The organism is Dyadobacter sp. CY351 (assembly GCF_021502625.1).
GTDB lineage: Bacteria > Bacteroidota > Bacteroidia > Cytophagales > Spirosomataceae > Dyadobacter > Dyadobacter chenhuakuii.
In genome coordinates this window covers 64,198-91,124 of record NZ_JAKFFU010000004.1, presented here as the reverse complement: position 1 = coordinate 91,124, position 26,927 = coordinate 64,198, and the positions used below count along the sequence as shown (strand labels likewise).

Here is a 26,927-nt window from a genome sequence, read left to right as displayed (position 1 = left end):
TTCTTTCGTTGTTTTTATTTCAAAGATAAATATTTCAATATTTTATAATACTATTTTCCAATTATATTATTGTTAAGGCTTCTTCATCGCGTCTGTAAGCCTGTCTGCGATAAGTTTGTTTAATGTTGCGCTGCCATGCCCATCGTTTTTGCCTACGACACGTTCCTTTTCCGGAATTTTCAAAACGCCATCATTAATGCCTACAACAGTCACGCCTTTTGAGCGCAGATAATCTTCGACAGGCTTGGTATAACCAGCACTTTTATCAACCTGAAAAAGGAACGGTATGAAAACCGCATACATTTTAGCACCTGTGCTGTCCCGGTAATCGATCATTTTGGAAAGATCTCTCAGGTGTGCATTGAGCACGGTTGTATCGGTGTAGGCGGTTTGAACAAATTTTTCGAATGTACTGAAACCGGTGTGAGGCAATTGCCAATAGATGAAGTTGGGCAGATAAAAACGCTTTACCAATGTCGCCATAGGGCCTTTCAAATCAGCATAAGGTTCTGCGCCTGAAAGGGAAAGCCCTTTTTCACGGCCTACTTTCTCAATGTCGTTGGGAAAATATTCCAGGACAATTACGTCAGGCTTTACTGGAAACTCTTCAAGCCTTTTGGCTTCATCTCGAGTGTCAGCACCAGACATTCCTAAGTTATAAACAGAATGTTTGTCTGCACCTAACGAAACTTCCAACTGGTTGGAAAAACGCTCATTCACATCTTTCAGACCGTGACCCGCCGCAAACGAATCCCCAATAACGAGGATCTGCTTTTTGCCTGGCTCTTTCGTGATTTCCTTATCGTGGTAACCCAGTGAATTGATTGGTTTCCAATACTTTTCCCACCATATCTGCGAAGCTTTGGAAAGCACACCTTCATGGCTTTGCGGAATGTACATGAAAATGATCTCGAGGAAGATAAGCGTTACAAGCAGCGGGACGGTGATGGTGACAATGTTTGCCAAAAGACCTTTTGCCTTGCTTTTTACAACGCCGTAATAGAAAATCCTGAGTATCTCAATAATGAGTAAAAACCAGAATGCAAACTTTGCCAGGCGAACATACCAGCTGTCCGCTTGCGGAAATCCGGGATAATCAAATTTTATCTGAAACTTATCAGGATAGAATAAGAAAATGAATAATAAGCCAAGAAATAAAATGCGGATAACGCTGGTAACTATTTTAGAAGCCATTTGTGTATGTTATTGATATTCAAGGAAATTAATCAAGAACAAATTCTTCTTTCCAGTTATCTTTTTCAAGCCATTCAGGCTGTTGCTTTTTATCAAAAATGAAATTGCCGACTACGAGATAATCCATTTCTGTCCGCATGAAACAGCGATATGCATCATTAGGTGTACACACAATAGGCTCGCCGCGAACATTGAAACTTGTGTTCACGATAACCGCGTAACCTGTAAGCGCTTTGAATGAATCGATCAGCTCATAGTAGCGCGGATTGGTTTCTTTATGGACAGTCTGGATCCGTGCCGAATAATCAATGTGCGTAATAGAAGGAAGGTCTGAACGCTCAAAATAAAGCTTTTCCCTGAGGTCCATAGCACCATAATTCGCAGGAACCGGCTTGCGTCTTCCTTCTGCAACCGGGTGAACGAGAAGCATATATGGAGAAATGCCATCATAATCGAAATACTCGGCGCAATCCTCTGCCAAAACCGAAGGCGCAAATGGCCTGAACGATTCGCGGTATTTAATTTTCAGGTTCAGTTTTTTCTGCATCTCGGCATTCCGGGGATCGCCCAGGATACTTCTTCCGCCCAAAGCGCGCGGCCCAAACTCCATCCTGCCCTGAATCCAGCCTACTACATTTCCTTCGGAAAGCAATTTGGCTGCATCACCGGCCAGGTCTTTGAAATTTTCGTAATGCGTGTAAACGGCTTTATATTTTTTAGCCGTCAATGCCACGTCGAGGTCTGAGAATGTTGGTCCGAGGTAAGATCCTCTCATCGCGTCCGCCTTCCAGGTAATCTTTCTCTCCTGACCGAAGAAAATATGATAAGCAGCCTGCGCCGCTCCCAATGCACCACCGGCGTCACCGGCAGCTGGTTGGATAAAAATATCTTTGAAAATATTGGCTTTCTGCAACTTACCGTTCGAAACGCAGTTCAATGCGACACCACCGGCCATACACAGGTAATCCGCACCAGTAAGGCGTTTAGCTTCCTTTGCCATCCTGATCACCGCTTCTTCGGTAATGTTCTGAATAGCAAGTCCCAGGTTGCAATGGACCGGTTCAAGTGCGTCTTCCGGCCTTCTGGTTTTGAAGCCAAAAAGCGCTTCCCATTTGTCCTCATTCACCATTTTCAAGCCAGTAGCATAATCAAAATAATCTTGATTCAGCCAAACGGAGCCGTCTTCTTTCAGTTCAATAAGGTCTTTGAGAATGATATCTTCGTACTTTTTGATATCAGGGGAAGTTGGGTTGCCATAAGGAGCCAGACCCATTAATTTATACTCACCGGAATTGACCCGGAAGCCAAGGAAATACGTAAATGCGGAATACAGAAGCCCCAATGAATGTGGAAATCTCAGTTCCTTTAAAATGCTGATATCTTTTCCTTCTCCCAAGCAAATGGAAGCCGTTGCCCATTCACCCACGCCATCAATGGTAAGAATGGCAGATTTTTCATACGGTGACGGATAGTAAGCGCTCGCCGCGTGAGAAAGGTGATGTTCCGGAAAAAGCAGTTTTACTTTTTTCTTTTTATCATAACCCAATTTCACCAGCTCTTCATTGATCAGACGCTTTAAAAACATCTTCTCTTTAATCCAAACCGGCATTGCAGTTAGAAATGACCTCACTCCTTTTGGCGCAAATGCGTAATAGGTTTCGAGAAGTCGTTCGAATTTCAGAAGTGGTTTATCGTAAAAAACGATGGCATCCAGTTCATTCAGGGTTAACCCGCCATATTCCAGGCAAAACTTCACTGCCTCAGAAGGAAATCCCGGATCATGTTTTTTTCGGGTGAAGCGCTCTTCCTGCGCTGCTGCAACAATTTCTCCGTTATCAATTAGGGCTGCCGCCGAATCATGATAAAAAGCTGAAATACCTAAAATTTTCATTTACCTATTTAAAATTTTCCACTACAAACGCTTCCGGAGATATTTAAACCAGATGGCAATAGCGTGTTTTCCTGAACGAATGCACTATATGCTTAAATTGACGACAAAGCTAGCAAAAGTTGACACAAGTTAGGTATTATAGATTTTTTGACAAATAAGAATAATCCAACGGCAACCTTTTCGCCGCTGCCTAATCCGAATGTTCCAGTAACCGGGAATCGATCAGATGCCCGGCCAGTTTGGAGGCAAAATTTTGTGCTCCCAGCTCGCTGACATGGCATACGTCGCAAAAAAAACGCCCATCCTGAGGCATATTCGCAGCCATATCAAAAAAATGTGTTTGCTTTCTCTTAGCCAGATCTGTCAATATCTGATTATGCGACTGGATGCCTTTTTTCACATTATCGGCCTGCCCCCAGATTGTTACGGGCGAGGCATAATGGCAACCTGCAAAATGATCCATATCTTTTTGCTCGCCGGTCAGCTTCACTCCTTCCGGGAAATAGGACGCGTATTTCATCAATAGCAACGCATCCCCGCGCTTGTTCGATATGTTAATCATGTTAGTAAGGTTTTTCCGGTACGGCAAGGCAGTTTTAATGTTGCTGCCGAATTTTGCAAAACCAGGATCTACCATATCCTGGCTCACATATACTTTCCGGGTAACTTTATCCCGCACACCCCTGATGACCAGCGCACATACATAAGGAATAACTGTAAAATTAATTTCCGGGTGGGCTTGAAGCAGATAAATGTCGCTATACCATTTAATGTGCGCATAATCGGAACGAAAATCTTTGTCGGGGATGCAATTTGCGCGGTTCTCGTTAATCGCCTCGTAGTAGATGACCAGGTCAAACCGCTTGTTTGCCAGAAGTTTGTATTTAATAAGGTTATCGAGCGAAGTGTGGCCGGCTGCGGCTGTATTGTAGAAGGCAAACTTTTTTGATTTGCCATATTTCTTTTGAAGGATCGTATCAAGCCGCATCTCCATATTAGACCACGGTGTACTGATTACCGAACCACCAAGGATGAGAATGTCCTGAACTTCGTCATCACTCCTGATGTCCTTTCCAATCATCTCTTTGAGTGTCGGATAAAACCCTGTGTACAAGTAATCTCCTGGCTTCCAAAATGGATAACCATAGCATACCAGCGCAATTCTGAGGATTATTTCAGTAGCGAAGAAAAGGATTACAAAGAATATTAACGAAAAGAGGAACGAACGCCAAGCCATTCTGATAGTATATCGGCACAAAACCTTAGCCGAAAAAGGAAAAATTACCCTCCAACCATCCCGACCTGCCTATATACGAACAGAATTTACTTTTAGATCACTACGTAATAATTTTAGTTGGTTTATGCTGCTCGTCGAGCGCTACGAAAGTGAATATGCCTGTTACTGCTTTTTCGCGGCCTTCCTCATACATTTTCTCCACAAAAATGTCCACACGCACCTTCATACTTGTATTTCCGACCGTTTCCACGCGCCCGATAAGCTCAATAATGGTCCCTGCGGGAATAGCATGCGTGAAGTCAATGCGGTCGGTTGAGACTGTAACACAGCGCAATCTGGAAAAACGGGTGGCGGCAATGAATGCCACTTCGTCCATCATCGACAATGCGGTTCCTCCGAAAAGGGTGTCGTAATGATTGGTGTTATTAGGAAACACCGTTTTAAAAACGCGTGCTTCGGAGGCAATGATCCTTTCTTCTAATGTCAAAACAGAAATATTTTAATTTTGGCAAAGGTAAAAAAGAGTCACGCTAACAGCGCCTAATCTGCTATTAGTTTTGCCGCCTCCGAATCCAGCAGAAATTCTGCGTTCATATGGTTTTGCAAAACAGTTGCAGGAAAAGCCGTCGTTACCGGGAATGCCATTGCACGCTGTATCACAGGCGCTTTCTCACTTCCTGCTGCTATCAGAATCGCGGTTTTTGCTTCCATAATGTGCCGGATCCCGATGGTAATTCCCTTGGTGATCGTGGTCGGTTGCTGAAAATATTTTTGTCCAACCTCTCTGGTCACGTTTTCAAGCTCCGAAACATGGGCATAGCTATCCCACGGCGTTCCGGGTTCATTTAAGGCCAGATGCCCGTTCATTCCCACGCCCAGAATGATCATATCCAATCCACCCAGGTTTTCCAGAACCTTGTTAACCCGCTTGCATTCTTCTTCGGGATCAATGGCTTTTCCATCAAAAAACACGATCTGATCTGCCCGTAAGCCAATTGGTTTCAAAAAGTCCTTATTAAGTAAATTCCGGCAGCCGCCATCATCTTCCGCTCCAAAACCTACCCATTCATCCAGACCAATAAAAACACACCGGGAAAAATCTGTCATGCCCTTTTGATTGGCGGACACCAGAATTTCAAACATGCCCAGCGGCGTGCTGCCGGAGGGCAAACAGATAACAGCAGAAGGTTTTTTGGCCAGTAATGCCATTACACGCTCCGCAGCGGCGAGGCTCATGGCTTTATAATCGGGGTAAATGTTCAGTTTTGGTTTCATTGTTAAAATAAAATGTAGTTAAAAATGGCCTTGAACAGATTCTTTTCACCTAAGAAACATTTATCCTTGAAAAACACCAAAAACTGAAAGTCCAATCCTAACTTTACCGCAATAAACCTGATTGTTCATTCTCACTAAATAAAAAATGGAATACCGTATAGAAAAAGATACCATGGGTGAAGTGCAGGTGCCTGCTCATGTATACTGGGGCGCACAAACACAACGTTCGATCCAGAACTTTCCTATTGCTCAGGATATCAATAAAATGCCGAAGGAAATCATCAAGGCATTTGCATATTTGAAAAAAGCCGCAGCCATTACCAATTACGAGGCCGGCATTCTTCCAAAAGAAAAGAGCGACCTGATCGGACAGGTTTGTGATGAAATCCTAACTGAAAAACTCGACGACCAGTTTCCGCTTGTGGTGTGGCAAACAGGCTCAGGAACGCAATCCAATATGAATTGCAATGAAGTGATCGCTTACAGAGGTCATGTGTTGCAAGGTGGCCAGCTGGCTGACGAAACAAAATTCCTTCATCCGAATGATGACGTGAACAAGTCACAGTCTTCCAACGACACCTATCCTACGGCCATGCACATTGCGGCCTACAAGATCCTGATCGATGTCACCATCCCAGGCATCATCAAGCTGAGGGACACATTGAAAGCCAAATCCGAAGCTTTCAGAAACGTGGTAAAAATCGGTCGTACGCACTTTATGGATGCGACCCCGCTTACATTAGGACAGGAATTTTCGGGTTATGCTTCACAATTAGACCATGGCCTGCGTGCGATTTATAACACATTGGCGCATCTTTCCGAGCTTGCATTGGGCGGAACGGCCGTTGGGACAGGCATTAACACGCCCGAAGGTTATTCTGAAAACGTGGCCCGTCACATTGCATCATTAACAGGCCTGCCATTTATCACTGCTGAAAACAAATTCGAAGCATTAGCAGCACACGACGCGATCGTTGAAGCACACGGCGCATTGAAAACGGTTGCTGTAAGTTTGATGAAAATCGGAAATGATATTCGTATGTTATCGTCGGGCCCGCGCTCCGGGATTGGCGAGATCCATATTCCTGATAATGAGCCTGGAAGCTCTATTATGCCGGGTAAGGTAAACCCTACGCAATGTGAAGCTATGACAATGGTGGCAGCACAAGTGATGGGCAATGACGTTGCAATAGGCATCGGCGGTTCCAACGGTCATTTTGAGCTGAATGTTTTCAAACCTTTAATGGCTTACAACTTCCTGCATTCAGCGCGCCTGATCGGGGATGTATGCGTTTCCTTTAATGATAACTGCGCGGTGGGCATCGAACCTTTGCATGAGAACATTAAGAAACACGTAAACAACTCGCTGATGCTGGTTACTGCGCTGAATACAAAAATCGGTTACTACAAAGCAGCCGAAATAGCGCAAACGGCACATAAAAACGGCTCAACGCTGAAAGAAACAGCTGTGGGACTGGGTTACCTGACGCCCGAAGAGTTCGACGCCTGGGTAAAACCGGAAGAAATGGTTGGTGATAATAAATAGTTTCAGATAAATATTTAACAAATGCTCTGCCAGACCCGGCGGAGCATTTGTTTTGATAAACGGCTACGCTGATGAATATCCGCAGCACATTACTGGCAGATCCTATACAATCCAAACGGCGTGCAACGGAAGTAGCCGCTTATGCCTGCATCGATAGTACGCATTCTCAGGAACTGATGGACTGCTTCGTAGCCAACGATTACAGGCTGGCACAAAGGGCCGCGCAAAGCGTAAGCATTGCCGTAAGCGAGCGCCCCGACCTGATCGCACCGCATATGGGCTCGCTCGTAGACCAGCTCACAAGACCGGGCGTTCATGACGCGGTGATCCGCAACAGCGTACGCATTATGCAGGAAACAGAAATCCCCGTTGAGCTGCACGGGAAGGTTATGGACGCCTGTTTTAATTTTATTCAAAACCGGCAAATTGCAATCACTATCAGGGCTTTTTCGCTTACCGTGCTTTACAATTTTTCAAAAATTTATCCCGAGATCAAAAATGAACTGGGCATAATTATTGAGGAGGCGATGGAATTCGAAACGCCTGCATTCAGGGCGAGAGGAAAGAAAATTCTGGCTAATATTAAAAAGCAAAAGCATCCTTAACACAGGTAAAAGTCTTTACTTTACTTCTTTAAAACAAAAAAGCAAATGATCATATACTGCTATTCCATGCTGGATGAGTCACTGAGAAACAACCTTAGTGAAGCACTGCAACCCCACCATACCGTTCATTTCAGAACCGAAACGTCCAGTGAGGAAGAAAGCCTGGCAGCATTTCGTACAGCAGATTATATCTTGGGCAATCCGCCTGTCGGCTGGTTTTCGGAACCGACGGATAAGCTGCAATTCTGGCAGCTGGATTCCGCCGGATTTGACCAGTATGCTTCTGTAAACATTAAAGAAAGCGTCAAAACAGCCAACATGGGTGACTGGTTTGCACGTCCCTGCGCCGAATCTATCGTAGGCGGCGTTTTGGCATTGTATCGTGGCATCGACACATTAACCCTGCTCAAACAAAAATCAGAATGGATCGGCTCGAAGCTGAGAGGTGAGTTGAAGATACTTTACAAGCAGAATGTTATCATTTTGGGTGCCGGGACCATTGGATTGTCGGTGAATACGATTCTCAAAGGCTTTGGCTGCACAACACACTTAATGGCACGCACTTCACCGGAAGCTGACCTGCATTCACAGGAAGAATTATTTGTAGAACTGCCATTCGCGGATCTGGTAATCAACACACTTCCCGGAACCGCCCAGCATTTTGTTGACCAGACTTTCTTTTCCAAAATGAAAGAACGCAGCGTTTATGCAAGCGTCGGCAGGGGCAGCACCACAGACGAAGATGCGCTGATCGACGTGCTGCAATCTGGTTATCTGGATGGAGCTGTTCTGGATGTGACGGAGGTTGAGCCATTACCGGAAAACAGTCCGTTGTGGAAAATGGAAAATGTTATTCTCACGCAGCACACCGGCGGCGGGCATAGCAACGAGCATATCGGCAAGGTCGATTTGTTCCTTAATAACATCTTCGCAATCGAAAATGGTGGAAATATTGTCAACGAAGTGAACCTGCGCAGGGGTTATTAATTAAATATCAGACTAGTATTTTAAATGCAAGATTCAGAAATAGTCAGTAAAATAAAGGAAAAGTATTTCCAAAAATTCGGTCAGTCCTCAAAGCCGGAGCAAGTTAGGGTGTTTCGTTCGCCGGGAAGGATCAACCTAATCGGTGAGCATACCGACTATAACAATGGCTTCGTACTGCCGGCCAGCGTGGATAAGGCCGTTTATTTCGTCATTGAACCAAGGGAAGACGACCAAGTGATCCTTCACGCAGCGGATCTGGATGAAACTTATTCATTCTCAGTTGAAGATCTTTCAAAACCAGCGCAATCCTGGGCACATTACCAGCTGGGCATTATTGAGCAGATTTATAAAAAGGGGCTAAAAATCGGAGGTTTCCAAACAACCTTCGGCGGGGACGTTCCGGTTGGCGCGGGCTTATCCTCTTCTGCGGCGCTTGAATGCTGCCTGCTTTTCGCTTTGAACGAATTATACAACCTGAATCTGGACCGGTTCAGCATTGTAAAAATGTCGCAAAAGGCCGAAAACGAATATGTTGGCGTGCAATGTGGCATTATGGACCAGTTCGCGTCCGCATTTGGCAAAGAAGAATCCGTGATCCGTCTGGATTGCCGCTCATTGGAATACAAATATTTCCCTTTCCCCATGCAGGATTACCTGCTCGTGCTTTGCGACACCAGTGTGAAACATTCACTTGCCAGCTCTGAATACAACACACGCCGCCTGGAATGCGAAAAGGGGATCGCCATACTGCAAAAATATTATCCCGAAGTGCAGAGCCTGAGGGATGCAACGCCTGAAATGGTTGAGAAACATAAAGATGAACTGGGCGACATTGTTTACCGGCGGTGCAAGTTTATAACCGAAGAAATCCAGCGCGTTCAGGATGCTTGCGATCTGCTGGTGGAAGGAAATCTGGTTGATTTTGGCAAAAAAATGTACGCAACCCATCAGGGATTGCAGCACGAATACGAAGTAAGCTGCCCCGAACTCGACTTTTTGGTTGAGCAGACATTATCTGATCCTAACGTGCTTGGGGCGCGGATGATGGGCGGAGGTTTTGGCGGTTGCACCATTAATCTTGTTAAAAAAGAGGCCGTCGATGCTTTTGAACAAAAAATGAAGGCCGCATATCAGGAACAATATCAGATTGACCTGCCTTGCTATAAAGTGAAAATCACCGCCGGCACAGGAGAGATCATTTGAAACAAATTGCTAAATATCCAGACAAACCTTTAACCTTTCGTATGAAAAAAATATTCGTTTTACTCACTGCGCTGACGGGTTTTTATCTTTTCAGCTGCTCCAAATCAAACAAAGAAGAAATGATCAGTACGATTTCGAAAGAGTCATTTGGCAAACTCCCCGACGGCCAGGAAGCAGATTTGTACACGCTCACCAATGCCAAAGGCATGACTGTGAACATTACCAATTACGGCGGCATTATCACCAAAATCATGGCTCCGGACAAAAAAGGTGAGTTTGCCGACGTGGTGCTGGGCTTTGATTCACTTGCTCCTTACTTAAAGGAGAACCCATTTTTCGGCGCCTTAGTAGGTCGTTATGGCAACCGGATCGCGAAAGGAAAGTTCACATTGGAAGGCAAAGAGTATAACCTGGCCATAAACAACGGACCGAATTCCCTGCACGGAGGCAAAAAAGGGTTTGACAAAGTATTATGGAAAGCGACAGAGATCAATCAGGACTCCGTTGTGGGCCTTCAACTGGAATATGTCAGCAAGGATATGGAAGAAGGTTATCCCGGAAACCTGACAGTAAAAGTGGTTTACACATTGGATAATGACAATGCATTGAGCATCGCCTATACAGCCACAACGGACAAGCCTACGGTCCTCAACTTGACTAACCACTCCTATTTTAACCTTACAGGCCTGAAAAGAGACATTCTGGATCATGAGATGATGATCGAGTCAGACAGCATTGTCCCAGTAGACGCCTCACTGATCCCAACCGGAAAGCTGCGTGCGATAGAAGGAACGCCGTTTGATTTCAGAAAATCTACAAAAATCAATGCTGGCATTAACAAAACAGAAGACGAGCAGATTAAAAACGGTGGCGGTTACGACCACTGCTGGGTCCTGAAACGCTCCGAGCCCGGACTCATGCATTTCGCTACGGCAAAAGATCCTGAAAGCGGCAGGATTCTGGAAGCATTCACAACAGAGCCAGCTGTTCAGTTTTACAGCGGCAATTTCCTGGACGGGTCACTTAAAGGCAAAAACGCAACATACGCAAAGCGTTTCGGATTCTGCCTCGAAACGGAACATTACCCAGACTCCCCAAACCAACCCCAATTCCCTTCCACGGAACTAAAACCAGGAGAAACTTACCAAAGCACAACCAAATACCGGTTTTCGGCTAAGTAACAGCATCTGCTAAGGATTTAACCAAAGGACAATGACCACAGACCTAAACCATCTCGAAGTCGTTGTCCTTATTTTTTAGAATCTTTTGAGTAATTTTGAATAACACACTATGATATTGATATGCCTAAAATCCTAGAATATTTCGGAATTGTTTTTTATTTCTATTCAAACGATCACCTGCCTATTCATGTGCATGTTTCCTACAATGAGTACGAAACGGTATTTGAAATTTTCTTTGAAGAGGGCAAATTGAAGGACTTACGGGTGCGGGAAGTTTCGGGGATCGAAGGCTTGCCTGCGGTTCAATTCAAAGAGGCGCGAAAAGTTATTGAAGCTTACGCAGAAGTAATCGTAAATCGCTGGACGGATTTTTTTGTTTTAAAAAAGAAAGTGTCAACGTTAAGGATAACCAAAAAGCTATGACTTTACACATTCACGTCATCGCTGCTGAGTATTTGTCTGGGTATAAAATCTTAGTCAAATTCAGTGATGGTACGCAACAGGTTGTGGACTTCGAAGATTTCTTGGTGTCTAATCCGCATCCGCAGCATAACCAGTTCAAAGTCAAAGAGCGTTTTAAGAATTTTAAGATAGAAAAAGGAACCTTGGTATGGGGTGAAGATTGGGATTTAATATTCCCTATCGAACAACTCCATGCTGGATACATTGAAAATTGATCTCAACGAACTAATAAATACCCACACAATGCTTACCAGAACAGTAAAAATCAGCAATGTTACTAATTTGTCCGATGCGCGTTATTGTGCGGGGATGGGTGTTGAAATGCTTGGTTTTTCGATTGACGAAGATTCTCCCAATTATATTTCTCCCAAAAAATTCGAAGACATTTGTTCCTGGCTGGCCGGCGTGAACCTTATTGCGGAAACTGCGCAAACGGATCCTGCCAAGATCATTGAAGCACTGGCGCTGTATCCCGTACATTCTGTGCAAGTGGAATCACCCGGGCTTTTAAATTATCTCAAAAGCGAGCTGAACCTGCCGCTGCTCCTCCGAATCAGCGTAGACCTTTACGAAGCAGGCGAAATCAGTTCTATACTAAGCCGTTACGAGGGAGAAGTTTCCCATTTCCTGCTCGAAAGCGACAACGAAGCCGAATTAACAGAAAACTGGATGCAAGTGCTTGGCAACCTGGCGGGTGAATATCCGATCCTGATCGGCTTTGGCCTGGACAATGAATATACCGTAAGCGCATTAACCGAACTTTTCCCAAACATTGGCATTGCATTGCGCGGAAGCGAAGAAATCCGTCCCGGTTACAAAGATTTCGGTTCCATGATGGACATTCTTGAAGCTTTGGAAGAACAATAAGTCCTTAAAAAGTCCACTTATAAGCCAATAATTAAAAGCTTTCCTTAAAAAAACCCGCTCAACACGCCCTCCCGCCGATAATAATTTTCCGATTTGCAGTATCTTGCATTACCTACTACCTTTGATTACAAATAAACGCTAAGCTAATCATGGAAAAGAAATTGCATCGCATACCTGACCAGGCAGTTTTAGGAGGAGTTGGTTCCGGAATTGCTCAATATTTTAATATTGACGTTGTAATAGTACGAGTATTGCTTGTTGTAATGCTGCTGCTCCCTATTCCACCCACATTCGGAATGACCGCATTTATTTACATCATTCTCTGGGCAGTGCTGCCGACAGGACCGGCCGGGACAATTTACACAACCAATACGTCATTCGATCCAACGCCTAACACGCCTTCCGATCCGGTTTGGGACAAAAAGAAATCCGACCAGACGGTGATGGTTCTGGGTGGTGTCCTGATCTTTTTCGGAGCTGTGATGCTCGTGGACGATTTCCCGCTTTGGTATCAGTTTAAACAATATTTCTGGCCCATCGTTCTGATCGCAATCGGCGCGTTTCTGATCCTTCGCCAACGCGATAAAGAGCATCATGGCAATACAACGGTGTATCCTACAACGCCTCCACCGCCGGTTGATCCCATCGCGCCAGATCCTGAGCCACAGCCTTATACACCTTTCACACCATCATCCGCAACAACCACGACCACCACGCACTTTCCGGAAGATCCGGAGGCCAGGAAACCGGATGACGAGGATGATCAGGTGATTAAAGTGAATTAGTGTATCGAGTTTAATATTCTTCGATTTAACACCATTAACCATACATAGCCATGAACTTTCGAAACATTTTTTGGGGTGTTATCCTCATCATTGCCGGATCTCTTTTCTTAATTGAAGAACTGACTGCATTTGATTTTGGCCGCTTTTTCTGGCCCATTATCCTGATCACGACCGGCGCTCTTTTGCTTTTGCGTAATTATTTGAGTTCTGATATTTCCAACCGTTCAAACATTTAAGACGATGAAAAATTCACGTGGTATAGTTTGGGGTGGATTGCTGGTCATATTTGGAATGCTCTGGCTGCTTCGGAATATGAATCTCCTGAACGTTAATTGGGACGAGATTCTTCCTTACTGGCCTGTTTTACTAATCATTGCAGGTGCGTTACTGATCGCCAAGGGCAATGAAGACAGAGGACTAGGAGGACTGATCGGCCTGTTGATCACGCTCGCAGTGTTTGGCGGCATTGTTAACAAAACAGACAAAGCCTTTGACCGGCACGCCGACAATTGGGATTGGAACTGGAACGACGACGACGATGATGACCGGAATTTTGGTTATAACGACAATGACAACAATGATCATGAGAACGATAACGACGAAGATCGGGACGAAGATTATGAAAATGACCGGGATAACCGGGATGGCAAAAAGCCGATAAATGGCAATTACAAGTATGAAATGGAGGATTTTATTCAAAAAGCCAATTTTCATCTTGAAGGCGGCGCCGGATCTTTCACACTGAACGGCAACACCCAGAAACTTTTCGAAGCCAAAACGAAGAGCACATTTGTTGGTTTTTTGTCAAACACATCCATTAACAAGCTTGATAATTCTGCGACTGTCAACCTTACAATGGAAGAAGGCAATGTAAAGATCAAGGAAGGAGAAATATCAAATCAGGCAAACATTCATCTGAATGAGCGCCCGGTATGGAACATTGACCTGGGCATTGGCGCTGGAAAAGGCGATTTTGATTTCAGCAATTACAAAGTTGAAAAACTGAAAGTAAGTACTGGCGTCGCCGATATGGACATTAAAATGGGCGACAAAATGACCACTTCCAACATTGATATCGAAGCAGGCGTTGCTTCCGTAACGTTGGAACTGCCTCGTTCGGTTGGCTGCGAAATGCGTATGGATGGCGCTTTGAATGCCAAAAACATGGATGATCTGGATAAAATCAGCAATGGGCTTTATCGTTCTCCGGATTTCGAAAGCGCCTCCAAAAAGATCATTATCCACTTCGAAGGCGGTCTGACCAGCGTCAACATCAAGCGCTACTAAAACGTCCAGAAGTATAGAAATGAATATCTTTGCAGCCTATCGCAACGATATTCATTTTTTTATGCCTATTAAAATCACTTGCTCTCTGCTCATTTGGCTTCTCATATCTGGTCAAAGCTTTGCGCAAAAAGCAGAAAAAGAATCAGTTAGGGATTTAAAAACTCCTGCTATTGAGCAGAAAATGATCGAGCAGGGATTGGTGGACATTCAAAAACTGGATCCGAACATTAAGGTTGAACTGAAATATTCGACCACGGACAATTTTGTAGGAAAAGACGTTTATGGAGACCTGAACCGCGCTTACCTGCAACCAGAAATGGCCAGGCGCCTAGTTAAGGCCAATGCGCTTATAAGAAAAAAACATCCGGATTACACATTACTTGTTTACGACGCAGCGCGCCCCAATTCCGTGCAATATGCATTATGGGACGCATTGGATAACCTGAAAATTCCTGTCAAAAATAAGAAAATGTATGTCGCAGATCCTAAGATCGGCTCGAATCATAACTTTGGCTGCGCGGTGGACTTGACAGTGGTTGACGGAAAAGGAAAACCATTGGATATGGGGACCAAATATGATTTCTTTGGTCCCCTGGCCTATCCCCGCTCCGAGCAGGAAATGTTGAAAAAAGGGAAGCTCACCCAGCAGCAGATCAGCAACCGGCAGATTTTAAGAACCGCAATGAACCAGGCCGGTTTCAAAACGAATACAACGGAATGGTGGCATTTTGACGGCATGTCCAAAGCTCAGGCGCGTGCCAAATATGGCATGATCAAATAAACTATTCCTTCCTGACTGTGCTGCCGCCCGACGTTTTCTTGTCCACATTCGGATTGCCTTTATAGCGCACATTGCTGGCGCCGCTCGCATCCACTTTCAGAAATTCTGAAACGCAAACCCGGGCCGAACTCGCTCCGGACAATTCCAGGTCTGACTCCTGGGCAATGAGCTCAAATGCATCCAGCTGAGAGGCACCCGAAAGATCGCCATCAAGATATTTTCCTTCGCCAACCAGAAAAAGCTGAGAAGCACCTGAAAGATCGAATTTAAATTCACGACCGGAGCCTTCGAAATCCACCTTCGAAGCACCTGATAATTCAAAATCAAGTCCTGGAAGATTTTCAAACCCAACCAATTTGGCCTTTACTGCGCCCGAGAAATTGACGGATTGAATGTCCGGCATTGTAATGTCAATGTACATCGGCTCGCGGCGGTTGCGATATCCATTTCTGTAACGCGCATGCAATTTCCCGTCTTCCACAAATAAATCAAGATCGTCCAGATCATTAAGCTCGCCTTTTGCAGAAACAGAAAAAGAACTTCCGGCAATCACATTTACGCGAAAAGCATCGCCCATTTCCAGCTCGTCAAAATTGCGGAAATCGTAAGTCCTGGTGCCTTCGCCGCGTGGCGGAATGTCGTCTTGGGAGTCCACATAAACACAGGATTGAAAAACAAATGCAAGGAGAGCAAGCGTGATGGAGAAAAATAATTGTTTCATGGCTAATAAATAAAATTTAAGAATATGGCTAATAGACGTTCATTGGCGTCTTTTATCCATGACATGTGACTTCTTGAATCCCCCTATCCAGAAAAAAAATAATTTGAAATAGGGGAAATCAGGCAGTTGGTTGTCTCAGTGAAAAGCGACTTAAACTTGGCAGCGACCGCTCTTCTTTATCGGAAACCATTAATCGACGGAGATTTTTTATTTTTGACCGAAAATCAAAAATACAATTTGGTGTACGCTACCGACCCGGATATTGTCCAAGCCATAAGGCGGGGCGATGAACAAGCTTTTGAGCAAACTTTCCGACAATATTATCAGCGGCTTTGCAACTATGCCTGCACCCTTCTCAAAGATGAAGAAGAGTCGGAAGAGGTTGTGCAGACAGTTTTTCTGACGATTTGGGAAAAAAGGGAAGATCTTGAAATTACATTATCATTGAAATCCTACCTCTATCGTGCTGTTCACAACCATTGCCTCAACCGCTTCAAGCATGCGTCGGTGCGGCAGGTGCATAAGGAACACACATTAAATTTCGGGGCTCAATCCTATGAATCGGTAACAGAAGTGATCCACGCAAATGAACTGGAAGAACGAATTGAAAAAGCAGTGAGCACATTACCGGAACAATGTCAGAAAGCATTCAGGCTTAGCCGCTTTGAAGAACTGAAATACCATGAAATCGCAGAACAACTGGGCATTTCGATCAAAACGGTTGAAAATCAGATTGGTAAGGCGCTTAAAATTTTACGCATTGAACTTGCCGATTATCTGCCCGGAATGCTTTGGCCGGTCTATTTTATTGTTGAACAGCTAACCAGATCGTAACCATGAACTTATCTCATGACAACATTTCGGAGGAGCTGTTAGCACGTTACCTGGCTGAAACCGCATCCGAACAAGAAATAGAACAAGTAAATGCCTGGCTGGCGCAATCGCCTGATAACGAACGCGAACTGGCCACTTACAGGCTCATCTGGGACCATTCCGCTCACGCTGCGAAAACCAGCTTCCCGGTCAATACGGATGCAGCCTGGAACAAGATGAAGGCGAAAATGACCAAGCCTGCGCCAGCTGTTTCTCCTGAAATTCCAAAACCGGAAGCTCGTGAAATTGAATTTATTCCTACACATTCCAAACGAAAATTCCCGGTAACCATGTGGGCTGCTGCAATGATCGCTTTGGCATTGCTGGCATTTGGATGGTTTCATTTCCAATACACTAAATCCGCTGAAACGCAGCGCATTGCCACCACCAACAACACCAGTGACAGCGTGTTGCCCGATGGAACCAAGGTTTTCTTAAACTATAATTCTTCCCTGACTTATCCCGCCGATTTCGATGGCGATTTGCGGACCGTTTCCTTGCAGGGAGAAGCATTTTTTGATGTAAAGCCCGATGCCGCGCATCCTTTCGTAATCAATGCAAACGGAACGGAAATCCGTGTTTTGGGAACATCATTTAATGTGAAAGCTTACAAAGAAGCCACTGTCCGCGTGGATGTTTCGACTGGGAAAGTGGAAGTTAGCAAGGCTTCCAGAAAAATCCGGCTAATAAAAGGGCAAGGCGCCGAAGTGCTTGATGACACGATCAGAAGTATGGAAGCAAATAGGAATATGATGAGTTATCATACGCAGGTTTATGATTTCAATGCGGCTGATCTCAACGAGGTAATCAATTCAATCCGTGACGGTTACCATGTGGATGTACGCCTTTCTAACCAGCAGATCGCGCAATGCAGACTGACAATCCGTTTTGAAAAAGAACCTTTGGATGCAACGCTTTCGGTTATTGCGGAAACATTGGATCTGGATCTGAGAAAAGAGGGAAAAACTTACTGGCTTGACGGAAATGGCTGCCAATAGTTTTTTAAAACATAAAGCAAGCATTGCATTAGCCTGGCTTTTGCTGCTGGCAGGTGCCGCTACAGCTCAGGAGTTACTTGAAAAAAAGATCTCGCTAAATGTTATCAACCGTCCGCTGGACGAAACGTTGCAAAAAATCGGCGACCTCGGCGGTTTCAGCTTTTCGTACAGCCCGGATATGATAGACGTTAAGGGAAGGGTTACTATACAGGCCAATAACCTGAGTGTCAGGGAAATCCTGACGGCTATTTTCAAAAATAAAGTCTCATTCAGAGAACGTCGGAGATACATTATTCTTCAAAAAGTCGAAGCCCCAAAAGACGAAAAGCCCGAAAACTTCAATCTGAACGGCTACATTATCGACAATAAAACGGGCAGAAAGCTGGCTAATGCGAGTATTTATGAGTCCGCAACATTAGCTTCCGCCGTCAGTAATCAATATGGTTATTACAAGATCCGCCTCCCGGTTTCATTATCGGCCGTTCGGCTGGAAGTCAGGAAAGAGGATTACATTGGCAAAACCATTTCAATTGCGAGCAGGGAGGATAAATATTTACAAATCAAGCTTAATCCAGACACATTAAAGCCGCTCTCAGGAAAGGCGGCACGTGCAGTTTCAATGATGGATTCGCTGCATCATAAGGTGGCAATCCCGCAGTTTGAGATCGTTTCAGAATCCAATTTCGAGCCAGACACGGTTACAGAACAAGTTGCCGCCAGCCGGCCAGAATTCAATCTTGCCAGGGAATCCGAGAAGCTTAAAACCACTTACCGCAAAGTTCAGAGCAGTTTTGTAAGTGCATTCGCCTCTGCCAAGCAGGCCATTCATACTCGCAACATTCAGGATACATTATATCGGCCTTTTCAGGCGTCGATCTTACCGTTTTTAGGAACAAATCATGAGCTGAGCGGAAACATTATCAACGATTATTCTATCAACCTGATCGCCGGTTATTCGCTAGGCGTGAACAAGTTGGAAGTCGGAAGTTTGCTGAATGTCGTTCGGGGCAATGTAAATGGATTTCAATTGGCTGGCGTGAGCAACATTGTCGGCAAGGATGTGAGCGGCTTCCAATATGCTAACTTTTTGAACATTACACTAGGAAGCATCCATGGTTTTCAGGGAACAAATTTCATTAATTACATCGGCCGAAATCTAAGAGGTTTTCAGGTTGCCGGCGTGGGTAATGTGGTCGTTGGATCATTGGAAGGATACCAGCTTTCCGCAGGTTACAATTATGCGCATACAGTCCGCAGCGGCCACCAGATCGGCTTTGTAAATTATGCGGATTCATCTGCCACGACGCCTTTCGGGATTTTCAGCTATGTCCGCACCAATGGTTACCGGCGCTACGAATTCTCAACGGATGAATTCAACTATTTCAACACTGCCTTTAAAACCGGCGTCAGTTCGTTTTACAATATTTTCAGCCTGGGAACCAACGGATTTGCTAACGACAAGCCGCTCTTAACATTAGGCTACGGATTCGGAACAGCCCAAAACCTGGGCAAAGGCTGGGGCATCAACGCAGACCTGACCGCAAACCTGGTCCTATTCAAAGACGAACCACTGGAAGACGTCGGAACAGGCCTTTTTAAAGCTAGTATTGCCGTTGAAAAAAAGCTGGGCAGGAAGTTTGCGTTATTTGCAGGCCCGTCCGTTAACCTGCTTACCAGCAAGCATTCCGGCATAATGGACACAGAAAAATCAAGAAGCCTCAGCCCAATCTGGCTCGGCGGGAGACCAGACGACTCCCGCAAAACCTATGGATGGGTCGGCGTGCAAGCAGGGATCCGGTTTTGTAATTAATTAAAAACCAATCCGCTTTCTGCCGTTCTGAATGGCCGCGCCGCCGACAAACTCGCGCAGTTCCGCCAGTTCTTTTTCAAAACCACCAGATAAGATCGGAAAGCGGCACCAGCTCCTTGGGTCCAGATTCAGATCATCCAAATGGAATGACGGCGCATAACGCTCACGTTTCCACTGGTTCCGGCTCCAAAGCTTGAAGAAGCGCTCGGTCCAGGCCAGCAGCTGCTCTGTTGAATAAATCCCTTTATAGCGCACCTGCAAATTACGATAGGCTTCCAAAGGCGACTTTTTGTCCCTGATAGCCAGATTTTCCAACGCATTCAAGAATTCATAAGGCATCAGGTCGACCTCATCTGTTTGCGTTTGAGCAAGCGGCCTCAGCTCGGCGGTCGGCTGTAAGCTGTTCACTTTTTTCAACCCTTCGATCTTAATGTGCTTGCCTTTCACCTCACAACCAGCCGTTTCCAGCCAGCGCAGCCATTGGCGCAAATAATGTTTGTCGATCCCGGCCAGCGGACTAATGCTGCCTGCCGTATCGCCATCCATAGTAGCATAACCCACCGCCGCTTCGGAGCGGTTGGATGTGGATAAGAGCAAATGATTTGTCAGATTGGTCAGCAGCCATACGCTCGGAGCACGCACGCGCGCCTGAATGTTCTGCAACGCGATGTCATCCTGCTCCCAGGTTAACTTCCTGCCAATCTGATCTTCAATCAAGCCTTTGTACGTTTCGACAAGGCCATTGATATGAATATTATAAAAAGTAGAACCAATGGATTCCGCCAGCGACTGCGCCGATTCAAGCGTATCCGTAGAGCTGTTCTCGGTTCCCTGGTATATGTTATGAATCAAAGCCAAAGCCAGATCTTCCTCTGTTTTGGCTGATTGAATTTCTTTAATATAGCCTAATTTCTCCTTAAACCGCTCCATACCAATGCTTTCGTCGGCCAACCGGATCATGAGTCCGCACAATGCCGTGCAAGCGCAGGAATCCGCTCCGCCGGAAAGCGAGATTGTAAAACCATTGGAACGGCTTTTCCGCAGATAATCAAACAAAGCGAGGCAAACGGCTCGTGCAAACTCTTCTTCCTTGATCGCACCGCCTTTCTCAAATGGTTCAATGTCAGGAACCTGTGGCAACACCGGCTCAATTTCAGGGAAATCAAAACGCCCCGCCACACGCCATGTGCGGTCTTTGTTAGCAACCGCAATTTTGCTCTGAACCTGGCTCAGTCGCGTATATTCTGTGTCAATGACCGCCGTTGTGATCAGGAAATCCTCATAGCTGAACCGCGGGCTCGATGCCAGCAGATCACCATTGGAAGCGATCATCGCATCTCCATCATAAATGGCCCTACCCGCCTCATTACCAAGCAAATTGGTATAAATATAACTGCAAGAAAATGCCCTCGAAGCATCCACAACTAGCTTTTCACGCGTCATGAATTTGTTGAATGCAAAGTGGCTTGCGCTTGGGTTCAGGATGATGTCCACGCCCCTTTCGTAATGCCTGCGTGCGGGGCGGTTGGAAACCCAGCCGTCCTCACAGATCTCGAAAGCCACTTTTACGCTGTTCGAGCCACCCAGAATCGGGCCCATAACAAGATCAAAAACAATGTCGCCGATCGGATACAACATTTGGTTCACCTCAATGCTCTCCACAATGCCCGGCTGCCACGGCCGAAACCAGCGTGCTTCGTAATGGATGCCGTTATTGGCCAAAAATTGCTTGCAGTAAAAACCCTGGATCTGCTTGTTGGCGATCAGACAAGCCGCGTTGTAAATGCTGCCGTTATGCCGCACTGGCAAGCCCACCGCCACGACCATTCCGGCCGTTTCCTGTACGATTTCCAGCAGACATTCCTTCGCCTGCTCCACCAGGTCGGGGGCGAAAAAATAGTCCTCACAACCGTAGCCCGAAATACACAATTCCGGCAGACAAAGCAGGCTTACCTGCTGCTTTCTGGCTTCATTAATGGCATTTATAATGTTCTTCGTGTTCCCCTCCCACGCCATCGGCGTCTGATTCACTACTCCGGAAGCTACTTTGATCAATGGCATAAAAACGATTCTGGTTTGTGCCGGCAACTTAATAAAATTGCTTGTGCGTACCGGCAAATGTTTTTCCCTATTTTTGCCAAACATAAAAATTAACCGGTAGATTCCTCTTGCAATTCCCCTCATTCATCGCAAAACGCATCCGTCACAACGAAGCAGGCTCTTTTTCTGCGACCGTTTCGCGCATCGGCGTTGCCAGTATTGCCATCGGGATTGCGGTCGGGATCATTGCATTTGCCGTGTTACTGGGTTTTAAGCAAACCATTCGGCAAAAGATATTTTTGTTTGGTGCGCATATCAATATTTCCTCGTTTGCAGTCGGCAACACTTACGAAGAAGCCCCGCTTTTTGTCAAAAACCCCATTACCGAAGCATTACCTAAAATCCCCGAAATCCTTCGCTGGCAAGGCGTTGCACATAAATCCGGCATCCTTAAAACGACCGACGAGATCAAAGGGGTGATACTCAAAGGGGTTGGCCAGGATTATGACTGGAAAACATTCAAACAAAACCTGATTGCGGGAAAACTAATTACCAATAAAGACTCGACATCGATTAAATACGGCTATTCTTCGGAAATCCTGATCAGCCATAAAATCGCTACGCAGCTGCGGCTGAAATCGGGTGATAATGTGATCATGTATTCCATGCAAAATCCTCCACGCCCGCGAAAGCTGATCGTCGTGGGCATTTATGACACGCAAATGGAGGAATTTGACAATAACCTGATCCTGGGCGACATTAGTCTCGTGCAGCGGCTCAACGGCTGGGGGAAAGATTCCGTCGGGACTTATGAGGTGTATTTAAAGGATTTTGACAAACTGGACGAAGTCGCGGCGGTGCTCAGAAGGACGCTTCCACCATCCATTTATCTGCAACGTGTCACCAGTATTTTTCCTCAGATTTTCGACTGGCTTTTGCTGCTGGATCGTAATACGGCTGTTTTTCTGACATTGATCCTTTTCGTCGCCTGCTTCAACATGATCTCGATTTTACTGGTCATGATCATGGAAAGGACACCTTTGATCGGTCTTTTGAAAACATTAGGAAGCCCGAATAAACAGATCCGGATGGTTTTTTTCCGCGTAGGGCTTCATATGGTGCGTAAGGGCATCATCATCGGAAACATTGCAGGGCTGCTTATTTGCTGGATCCAATATCAATTCAAAGTCATTGCGCTCGACCCTGTCAATTATTATATGGATACTGTGCCCATTGTCTTTGACTGGCCTATTTTCTTCATGGTCAATGTCATCACCATTGTCATCTCCGGCCTCATTTTGCTGATCCCAACATTAATCATCTCCCAGATCACCCCGATTAAGGCGCTTTTGTTTAAGAAATAGTGCTCTGGAAGATTGTTTTGTTTTTTACCAAATCACTTTCCCAAGCAGTTCCGCTGCCCTCAAAAGCGTATCATCATTTTTGGCAAAACAAAAGCGCAGCGTCTTGTAACTCGTCAGTTCATTGTAAAAAACAGAAACCGGGATCGACGCCACACCTGCTTCAATAGTAAGCCGCTCGGCGAGTTCACGATCATTTTGCTGTGTCAGATTTTCGTATGAAACATTCTGAAAAAAGCTTCCCTCGGATGGCCGGAAAGTGAATCCTATGCCCTGGATAGCATCATTAAACAGGTCTCTTTTTTGTTGGTAAAAAGCCGAAAGGCTCAGATAATGCTCGGGATTTTCCAGATATTCCGCCATAGCAAACTGAATGGGCGTTACCACGCTGAAAACCAGGAACTGATGAATTTTTCTGAATTCCGTTGTCAATGCTTTTGGGGCAAGGCAATAACCTATTTTCCAGCCCGTGGTGTGAAATGTTTTGCCAAAAGAGCCGCACAGGAAAGTCCGTTCCGCTAGCGCAGGAATGGAAGCCGTGGAAATGTGCGCCCGGCCGTCGAATATAATGTGCTCATACACTTCATCGCTGATCACCATTAGATCATGTTTTTCGGCAATGTGTGCAAGCTGATGCAAATCGGACGGCTTCCAGACATTTCCGGTTGGGTTATGCGGCGTGTTGATGACAATGGCCTTTGTATTCGGGCTAATTTTCGATTTAACATCCTGCCAGTCAATGCCTTCGTATTGGGGATGCAATGTTACAAAAACCGGAATGCCGCCGTTAAGCTCGATTGCCGGAACGTAGCTATCATAAGCTGGTTCAAAAACGATCACCTCATCGCCCGGGTGCACGACCGTCGATAAGGCTACATATAATGCTTCGGTCGCGCCGCTGGTGATGGTGATTTCTGTTTCGGGATGATATTCTTTGCCGGTTGCGGCGAACACTTTTTGCGAGATTGCCTCGCGCAAAGGCATCACCCCAGCCATGGGCGCATATTGGTTTTTCCCTTCCGCAATGTATTTACCCACAAGCTTTTGCAGTTCCGGGGCACAATCAAATTCCGGAAAACCCTGCGCCAGATTAATCGCCCGATGCTCCTCGGCCAGCCTGGACATTTTGGTAAAAATTGTGGTTCCAACGCGTGGAAGTTTGGAGCGGAGACCGGCCTTGACTAACATAAAAAATCTGTAAATCGATTGGAAAATGAGCCTTAATGATCAGGCCTTGTCCAAATCTATAAAACCGGAAGCAAATTGTTTTACACGAAGCGGATTTTGTGCCAATTCTGTGGTCAGAAACTCCGGATAAATCTTGATAGTGGAAAGTTCCGCAACCGGATGCCATTTGAATAACAGCTCACCATCGCCTTCCACGCCAATAAAATCGTTTTGATCCGCTAACGACGGAATTTCCATTTTGTAATAAAAACCCAGCTCGTGATGCTTGATGCCATTGTAAACGAAGAAATTTTCCGAAACCCAAAGCATTTCGCCCACTTCCACATTCATTCCCGTTTCCTCCTGCATTTCTCGAACCAGTGTGTCCTTAGAAAACTCGAAAAGTGAAGCGCGGCCGCCGGGCAAGCTCCAAAACTTGTCTGACGGCGTTTTATGCAGAAGCACTTTTTCATCCAAGAGCGCAACGCCCGCGACACGGTAATTGAACAATGCGCCGTCGATAGCCAGACTGATCATTTGATATCAACATTTAAATTACTGAATAGCTGATTTTCCTGCCGTAGACTCGCGGATAATGAGCGAGGTTTTCAGGGATCGGGTCTCAAAAACATCTGTTTTTTGCGGATGCTCTATAAGCCTGATCAGCAGCTCCACCGCCTGCTGGCCCATCTCCATGGCTGGCTGCACAACGGCAGTCAAAGGTGGATTAAGCAGCTCGGCGACACTAATGTTTGTAAACCCGACAATGGCGATCTGCTCGGGGACCTTAATGTTGTGTTTTTGAAAAACAGACATACAACCCGTCGTCAGGCGATCGCTGGCTGTGAAAATGGCGTCGGGCGGCTCGGGCATTTCGAGCATTTCCTGCACAGCGGCCTCATTTTCCTCAGCTACTTTGCCGCCGTGATAGCAATATTTGACATAAGATTCATCAAAAGGAAGCCCGTAATCCTCCAAAGCCTGCTTATAGCCCGCCAATCGCTCGGTTGTGATGGACAAATAAATGGGACTCGTCAAATGTGCGATGCGCTTCCGGCCGGTTTTGATCAGATGTTCCGTCGCTTCGTAACTTCCTGCAAAATTGTCTACAACCACTTTATGCGTTTCGATGGCATTCGGCACGCGGTCCAGAAAAACGATGGGCAAGCCTCTTTCCATCAGGTCCTGAAAATGGAACAAGTTGGTTGTCAGGCTGGAAAGGGATATCAGAAGGCCGTCCACCTTCCGGGAAACAAGGTAATTCGTATTGGCAACTTCGCGCTCGTAGGACTCGTGGCTTTGAAAAATAACCACGTGATAACCCAGATTATAAGCTATGGATTCAATACCATTGATGAGTTGCGAGAAAAAATGATTGGCGATTTCCGGAATGATGACCCCTATGGATTTGCTTTTGCTATCCCGCAGACTCAGCGCAATGGGATTGGGCCGGTAATTCATGCGCTCAGCATATTCCATGACCAATTTCTTGGTTTCCGGGTTTATTTCATAGCTATTGCGCAAGGCACGGGAAACCGTCGAAGTCGAAAGTCCCAGCGCTTTGGCAATGTCCTTAATTGTGATAGTCTCCAAAGAAAAATTGGTTTATTCCAACTTAATGTTTGATAATATATACTTTATCCAACGGTAAGTCAATGTACTAAAATAGAAATGAATATCGAAACCGATCCCGAGATGTTTGCCGCCTCACACGAGCTGATAACGTTCCCGATAACGATTGCACAAAAAAAGACAATTCAATATTTGATAATTCTAACTATTCGCCCTAAACTGCCGGAGCGTAAGGTCTCCTATGATCGACGCGAAATTTAGGGGTTACCCCGAAAAACACAATTTGCCATTCCTTAATGAGTATAATAAATTTATTTGACCTGACGGGCAAAACCGCCTTGGTAACCGGTTGCAACCGGGGAATAGGAAAAGCCATGGCGGAGGCGCTCGCAGAAGCCGGGGCAGACATCATCGGCGTCGCCTCATCAGACATTCAATCTGCCAGCGATTTACAAAATGCCGTCACCCAGGCAGGACGAAAATTTTATCCCTCCCAGGCCGATCTGGGCAATCGCGAAAGCATTTACGCATTCATCAAAAAAGTAAAAGCTGAACACCAACACATTGATATTCTGATTAATAACGCCGGCATTATTCTGCGCCAGCCCGCTGCTGAACATTCGGATGAATATTGGGACCAGGTGCTAAACATTAACCTCGATGCGCCTTATATTTTGTCAAGGGAATTTGGCCGCGATATGGTGGCGCGTGGTTCCGGGAAAATCATTTTTACGGCCTCGTTGCTCACTTTCCAGGGCGGCATCAATGTGCCAGGTTATACGGCTTCAAAAAGTGCGATCGGTGGTCTGGTGAAAGCGCTGGCCAATGAATGGGCTGGTAAAGGCGTGAATGTGAATGCCATAGCACCGGGTTATATCAACACAGACAATACGGAAGCGCTGCGTAATGATCCCGTGCGCAGCAAGTCCATTCTCGACCGCATTCCGGCCGGGAGATGGGGCATGCCTGAAGATTTTAAAGGCCCCGCGTTGTTCCTGGCGTCGGATGCTTCGAGTTATGTCAATGGCACCATTCTCACCGTGGATGGCGGCTGGATGGGCCGGTAAATTTCCATTTTTTAGAT

The 26,927-nt window shown here is 45.7% G+C and carries 27 protein-coding genes; 17 read left to right on the top strand and 10 right to left on the bottom strand.

Annotation, left to right across the window (positions count from 1 at the left end; translation table 11 throughout):
• Positions 1-72: 72 nt before the first annotated feature.
• The 5 genes from L0660_RS09565 to L0660_RS09545 all read right to left on the bottom strand — a co-directional run bounded on the left by L0660_RS09565 (position 73) and on the right by L0660_RS09545 (position 5,597).
• Complete coding sequence (locus L0660_RS09565; RefSeq protein ID WP_235159295.1) at positions 73-1,194, bottom strand: SGNH/GDSL hydrolase family protein; 1,122 nt, start codon at positions 1,192-1,194, stop codon at positions 73-75.
• A 28-nt stretch (positions 1,195-1,222) separates the two neighbouring features.
• Entirely contained in the window at positions 1,223-3,085 is a 1,863-nt protein-coding gene (locus L0660_RS09560; RefSeq protein ID WP_026628359.1) for a carbamoyltransferase, read from the bottom strand.
• A 190-nt stretch (positions 3,086-3,275) separates the two neighbouring features.
• The gene (locus L0660_RS09555) at positions 3,276-4,322 is read right to left on the bottom strand and encodes a hypothetical protein (RefSeq protein WP_235159294.1); all 1,047 of its coding nucleotides are present in this window, start codon (positions 4,320-4,322) and stop codon (positions 3,276-3,278) included.
• Positions 4,323-4,422: 100 nt separating this feature from the next.
• Complete coding sequence (locus tag L0660_RS09550) at positions 4,423-4,809, bottom strand: acyl-CoA thioesterase (RefSeq protein ID WP_233797218.1); 387 nt, start codon at positions 4,807-4,809, stop codon at positions 4,423-4,425.
• A gap of 53 nt (positions 4,810-4,862) precedes the next feature.
• Positions 4,863-5,597 carry a 6-phosphogluconolactonase gene (locus tag L0660_RS09545; RefSeq protein ID WP_235159293.1) on the bottom strand — a complete coding sequence of 245 codons (735 nt, stop codon included), beginning with the start codon at positions 5,595-5,597 and terminating at the stop codon, positions 4,863-4,865.
• A 145-nt stretch (positions 5,598-5,742) separates the two neighbouring features.
• Here L0660_RS09545 and fumC point away from each other — a divergent pair, with 145 nt between their 5' ends.
• From fumC to L0660_RS09485, 12 genes are all read left to right on the top strand, one after another.
• Entirely contained in the window at positions 5,743-7,143 is a 1,401-nt protein-coding gene (gene fumC / locus L0660_RS09540; protein ID WP_235159292.1) for a class II fumarate hydratase, read from the top strand.
• Between the two features lie 71 nt (positions 7,144-7,214).
• Positions 7,215-7,748: a hypothetical protein gene (locus L0660_RS09535; protein WP_235159291.1), complete on the top strand. Its 534-nt coding sequence runs from the start codon at positions 7,215-7,217 to the stop codon at positions 7,746-7,748.
• A 45-nt stretch (positions 7,749-7,793) separates the two neighbouring features.
• The gene (locus tag L0660_RS09530; RefSeq protein ID WP_233797222.1) at positions 7,794-8,735 is read left to right on the top strand and encodes a D-2-hydroxyacid dehydrogenase; all 942 of its coding nucleotides are present in this window, start codon (positions 7,794-7,796) and stop codon (positions 8,733-8,735) included.
• A 24-nt stretch (positions 8,736-8,759) separates the two neighbouring features.
• A complete protein-coding gene (locus L0660_RS09525) occupies positions 8,760-9,938 on the top strand; it encodes a galactokinase (protein WP_235159290.1) in 1,179 nt (392 codons plus the stop codon).
• A 41-nt stretch (positions 9,939-9,979) separates the two neighbouring features.
• Positions 9,980-11,119 (top strand): aldose epimerase family protein, encoded by a 1,140-nt coding sequence (locus tag L0660_RS09520; RefSeq protein ID WP_235159289.1) that lies wholly within the window; start codon positions 9,980-9,982, stop codon positions 11,117-11,119.
• A gap of 120 nt (positions 11,120-11,239) precedes the next feature.
• A complete protein-coding gene (locus L0660_RS09515) occupies positions 11,240-11,542 on the top strand; it encodes a DUF4160 domain-containing protein (RefSeq protein ID WP_235159288.1) in 303 nt (100 codons plus the stop codon).
• Entirely contained in the window at positions 11,539-11,796 is a 258-nt protein-coding gene (locus tag L0660_RS09510) for a DUF2442 domain-containing protein (RefSeq protein WP_235159287.1), read from the top strand. The genes L0660_RS09515 and L0660_RS09510 overlap by 4 nt, the downstream gene beginning before the upstream one ends.
• Before the next feature lie 28 nt (positions 11,797-11,824).
• Entirely contained in the window at positions 11,825-12,448 is a 624-nt protein-coding gene (locus tag L0660_RS09505; protein WP_026628368.1) for a hypothetical protein, read from the top strand.
• A gap of 149 nt (positions 12,449-12,597) precedes the next feature.
• Positions 12,598-13,233 carry a PspC domain-containing protein gene (locus L0660_RS09500; RefSeq protein ID WP_235159286.1) on the top strand — a complete coding sequence of 212 codons (636 nt, stop codon included), beginning with the start codon at positions 12,598-12,600 and terminating at the stop codon, positions 13,231-13,233.
• 50 nt (positions 13,234-13,283) lie between these two features.
• Complete coding sequence (locus L0660_RS09495) at positions 13,284-13,469, top strand: LiaI-LiaF-like domain-containing protein (protein WP_026628370.1); 186 nt, start codon at positions 13,284-13,286, stop codon at positions 13,467-13,469.
• Positions 13,470-13,473: 4 nt separating this feature from the next.
• On the top strand, positions 13,474-14,520 hold the full coding sequence (locus tag L0660_RS09490) for a LiaF transmembrane domain-containing protein (protein ID WP_235159285.1): 1,047 nt from the start codon (positions 13,474-13,476) through the stop codon (positions 14,518-14,520).
• A 19-nt stretch (positions 14,521-14,539) separates the two neighbouring features.
• Positions 14,540-15,301 carry a M15 family metallopeptidase gene (locus tag L0660_RS09485; RefSeq protein WP_235159284.1) on the top strand — a complete coding sequence of 254 codons (762 nt, stop codon included), beginning with the start codon at positions 14,540-14,542 and terminating at the stop codon, positions 15,299-15,301.
• 1 nt (position 15,302) lies between these two features.
• Here L0660_RS09485 and L0660_RS09480 read toward each other — a convergent pair whose 3' ends face one another.
• Entirely contained in the window at positions 15,303-16,022 is a 720-nt protein-coding gene (locus tag L0660_RS09480) for a head GIN domain-containing protein (RefSeq protein ID WP_235159283.1), read from the bottom strand.
• 240 nt (positions 16,023-16,262) lie between these two features.
• On the opposite strand from L0660_RS09480, the gene L0660_RS09475 reads away from it, so the two are divergent.
• Genes L0660_RS09475 through L0660_RS09465 form a run of 3 tightly spaced genes read left to right on the top strand, consistent with a single transcriptional unit; the run spans position 16,263 to position 19,703 of the window.
• Positions 16,263-16,856 carry an RNA polymerase sigma-70 factor gene (locus tag L0660_RS09475; protein ID WP_233797229.1) on the top strand — a complete coding sequence of 198 codons (594 nt, stop codon included), beginning with the start codon at positions 16,263-16,265 and terminating at the stop codon, positions 16,854-16,856.
• A 2-nt stretch (positions 16,857-16,858) separates the two neighbouring features.
• A complete protein-coding gene (locus L0660_RS09470) occupies positions 16,859-17,893 on the top strand; it encodes a FecR family protein (RefSeq protein ID WP_235159282.1) in 1,035 nt (344 codons plus the stop codon).
• The gene (locus tag L0660_RS09465; protein ID WP_235159281.1) at positions 17,880-19,703 is read left to right on the top strand and encodes an STN and carboxypeptidase regulatory-like domain-containing protein; all 1,824 of its coding nucleotides are present in this window, start codon (positions 17,880-17,882) and stop codon (positions 19,701-19,703) included. Before L0660_RS09470 ends, L0660_RS09465 begins: the two co-directional genes overlap by 14 nt.
• Here the strand turns inward: L0660_RS09465 and nadE are convergent, their stop codons facing one another.
• Positions 19,704-21,764 (bottom strand): NAD(+) synthase, encoded by a 2,061-nt coding sequence (gene nadE, locus L0660_RS09460; RefSeq protein WP_235159280.1) that lies wholly within the window; start codon positions 21,762-21,764, stop codon positions 19,704-19,706. It abuts the gene before it with no gap.
• A 107-nt stretch (positions 21,765-21,871) separates the two neighbouring features.
• On the opposite strand from nadE, the gene L0660_RS09455 reads away from it, so the two are divergent.
• Positions 21,872-23,107 carry an ABC transporter permease gene (locus L0660_RS09455; protein ID WP_235159279.1) on the top strand — a complete coding sequence of 412 codons (1,236 nt, stop codon included), beginning with the start codon at positions 21,872-21,874 and terminating at the stop codon, positions 23,105-23,107.
• A gap of 24 nt (positions 23,108-23,131) precedes the next feature.
• Here L0660_RS09455 and L0660_RS09450 read toward each other — a convergent pair whose 3' ends face one another.
• The 3 genes from L0660_RS09450 to L0660_RS09440 are packed head-to-tail and all read right to left on the bottom strand — an operon-like array spanning position 23,132 to position 25,864.
• A complete protein-coding gene (locus L0660_RS09450; protein ID WP_235159278.1) occupies positions 23,132-24,292 on the bottom strand; it encodes a methionine aminotransferase in 1,161 nt (386 codons plus the stop codon).
• Positions 24,293-24,331: 39 nt separating this feature from the next.
• A complete protein-coding gene (locus L0660_RS09445; protein WP_235159277.1) occupies positions 24,332-24,808 on the bottom strand; it encodes an NUDIX hydrolase in 477 nt (158 codons plus the stop codon).
• A gap of 18 nt (positions 24,809-24,826) precedes the next feature.
• The gene (locus tag L0660_RS09440) at positions 24,827-25,864 is read right to left on the bottom strand and encodes a LacI family DNA-binding transcriptional regulator (protein ID WP_235159276.1); all 1,038 of its coding nucleotides are present in this window, start codon (positions 25,862-25,864) and stop codon (positions 24,827-24,829) included.
• Between the two features lie 275 nt (positions 25,865-26,139).
• Here L0660_RS09440 and kduD point away from each other — a divergent pair, with 275 nt between their 5' ends.
• Entirely contained in the window at positions 26,140-26,910 is a 771-nt protein-coding gene (gene kduD, locus L0660_RS09435) for a 2-dehydro-3-deoxy-D-gluconate 5-dehydrogenase KduD (RefSeq protein ID WP_255712260.1), read from the top strand.
• The last annotated feature ends 17 nt before the right edge of the window (positions 26,911-26,927 follow it).

Bases quoted from the DNA above. Each gene is read 5' to 3' on its own strand.
- L0660_RS09565 (WP_235159295.1), bottom strand. From the start codon at position 1,194: ATGGCTTCTAAAATAGTTACCAGCGTTATCCGCATTTTATTTCTTGGC.
- L0660_RS09560 (WP_026628359.1), bottom strand. From the start codon at position 3,085: ATGAAAATTTTAGGTATTTCAGCTTTTTATCATGATTCGGCGGCAGCC.
- L0660_RS09555 (WP_235159294.1), bottom strand. From the start codon at position 4,322: ATGGCTTGGCGTTCGTTCCTCTTTTCGTTAATATTCTTTGTAATCCTT.
- L0660_RS09545 (WP_235159293.1), bottom strand. From the start codon at position 5,597: ATGAAACCAAAACTGAACATTTACCCCGATTATAAAGCCATGAGCCTC.
- fumC (WP_235159292.1), top strand. From the start codon at position 5,743: ATGGAATACCGTATAGAAAAAGATACCATGGGTGAAGTGCAGGTGCCT.
- L0660_RS09535 (WP_235159291.1), top strand. From the start codon at position 7,215: ATGAATATCCGCAGCACATTACTGGCAGATCCTATACAATCCAAACGG.
- L0660_RS09530 (WP_233797222.1), top strand. From the start codon at position 7,794: ATGATCATATACTGCTATTCCATGCTGGATGAGTCACTGAGAAACAAC.
- L0660_RS09525 (WP_235159290.1), top strand. From the start codon at position 8,760: ATGCAAGATTCAGAAATAGTCAGTAAAATAAAGGAAAAGTATTTCCAA.
- L0660_RS09520 (WP_235159289.1), top strand. From the start codon at position 9,980: ATGAAAAAAATATTCGTTTTACTCACTGCGCTGACGGGTTTTTATCTT.
- L0660_RS09515 (WP_235159288.1), top strand. From the start codon at position 11,240: ATGCCTAAAATCCTAGAATATTTCGGAATTGTTTTTTATTTCTATTCA.
- L0660_RS09510 (WP_235159287.1), top strand. From the start codon at position 11,539: ATGACTTTACACATTCACGTCATCGCTGCTGAGTATTTGTCTGGGTAT.
- L0660_RS09505 (WP_026628368.1), top strand. From the start codon at position 11,825: ATGCTTACCAGAACAGTAAAAATCAGCAATGTTACTAATTTGTCCGAT.
- L0660_RS09500 (WP_235159286.1), top strand. From the start codon at position 12,598: ATGGAAAAGAAATTGCATCGCATACCTGACCAGGCAGTTTTAGGAGGA.
- L0660_RS09495 (WP_026628370.1), top strand. From the start codon at position 13,284: ATGAACTTTCGAAACATTTTTTGGGGTGTTATCCTCATCATTGCCGGA.
- L0660_RS09490 (WP_235159285.1), top strand. From the start codon at position 13,474: ATGAAAAATTCACGTGGTATAGTTTGGGGTGGATTGCTGGTCATATTT.
- L0660_RS09485 (WP_235159284.1), top strand. From the start codon at position 14,540: ATGAATATCTTTGCAGCCTATCGCAACGATATTCATTTTTTTATGCCT.
- L0660_RS09480 (WP_235159283.1), bottom strand. From the start codon at position 16,022: ATGAAACAATTATTTTTCTCCATCACGCTTGCTCTCCTTGCATTTGTT.
- L0660_RS09470 (WP_235159282.1), top strand. From the start codon at position 16,859: ATGAACTTATCTCATGACAACATTTCGGAGGAGCTGTTAGCACGTTAC.
- L0660_RS09465 (WP_235159281.1), top strand. From the start codon at position 17,880: ATGGCTGCCAATAGTTTTTTAAAACATAAAGCAAGCATTGCATTAGCC.
- nadE (WP_235159280.1), bottom strand. From the start codon at position 21,764: ATGCCATTGATCAAAGTAGCTTCCGGAGTAGTGAATCAGACGCCGATG.
- L0660_RS09450 (WP_235159278.1), bottom strand. From the start codon at position 24,292: ATGTTAGTCAAGGCCGGTCTCCGCTCCAAACTTCCACGCGTTGGAACC.
- L0660_RS09445 (WP_235159277.1), bottom strand. From the start codon at position 24,808: ATGATCAGTCTGGCTATCGACGGCGCATTGTTCAATTACCGTGTCGCG.
- kduD (WP_255712260.1), top strand. From the start codon at position 26,140: ATGAGTATAATAAATTTATTTGACCTGACGGGCAAAACCGCCTTGGTA.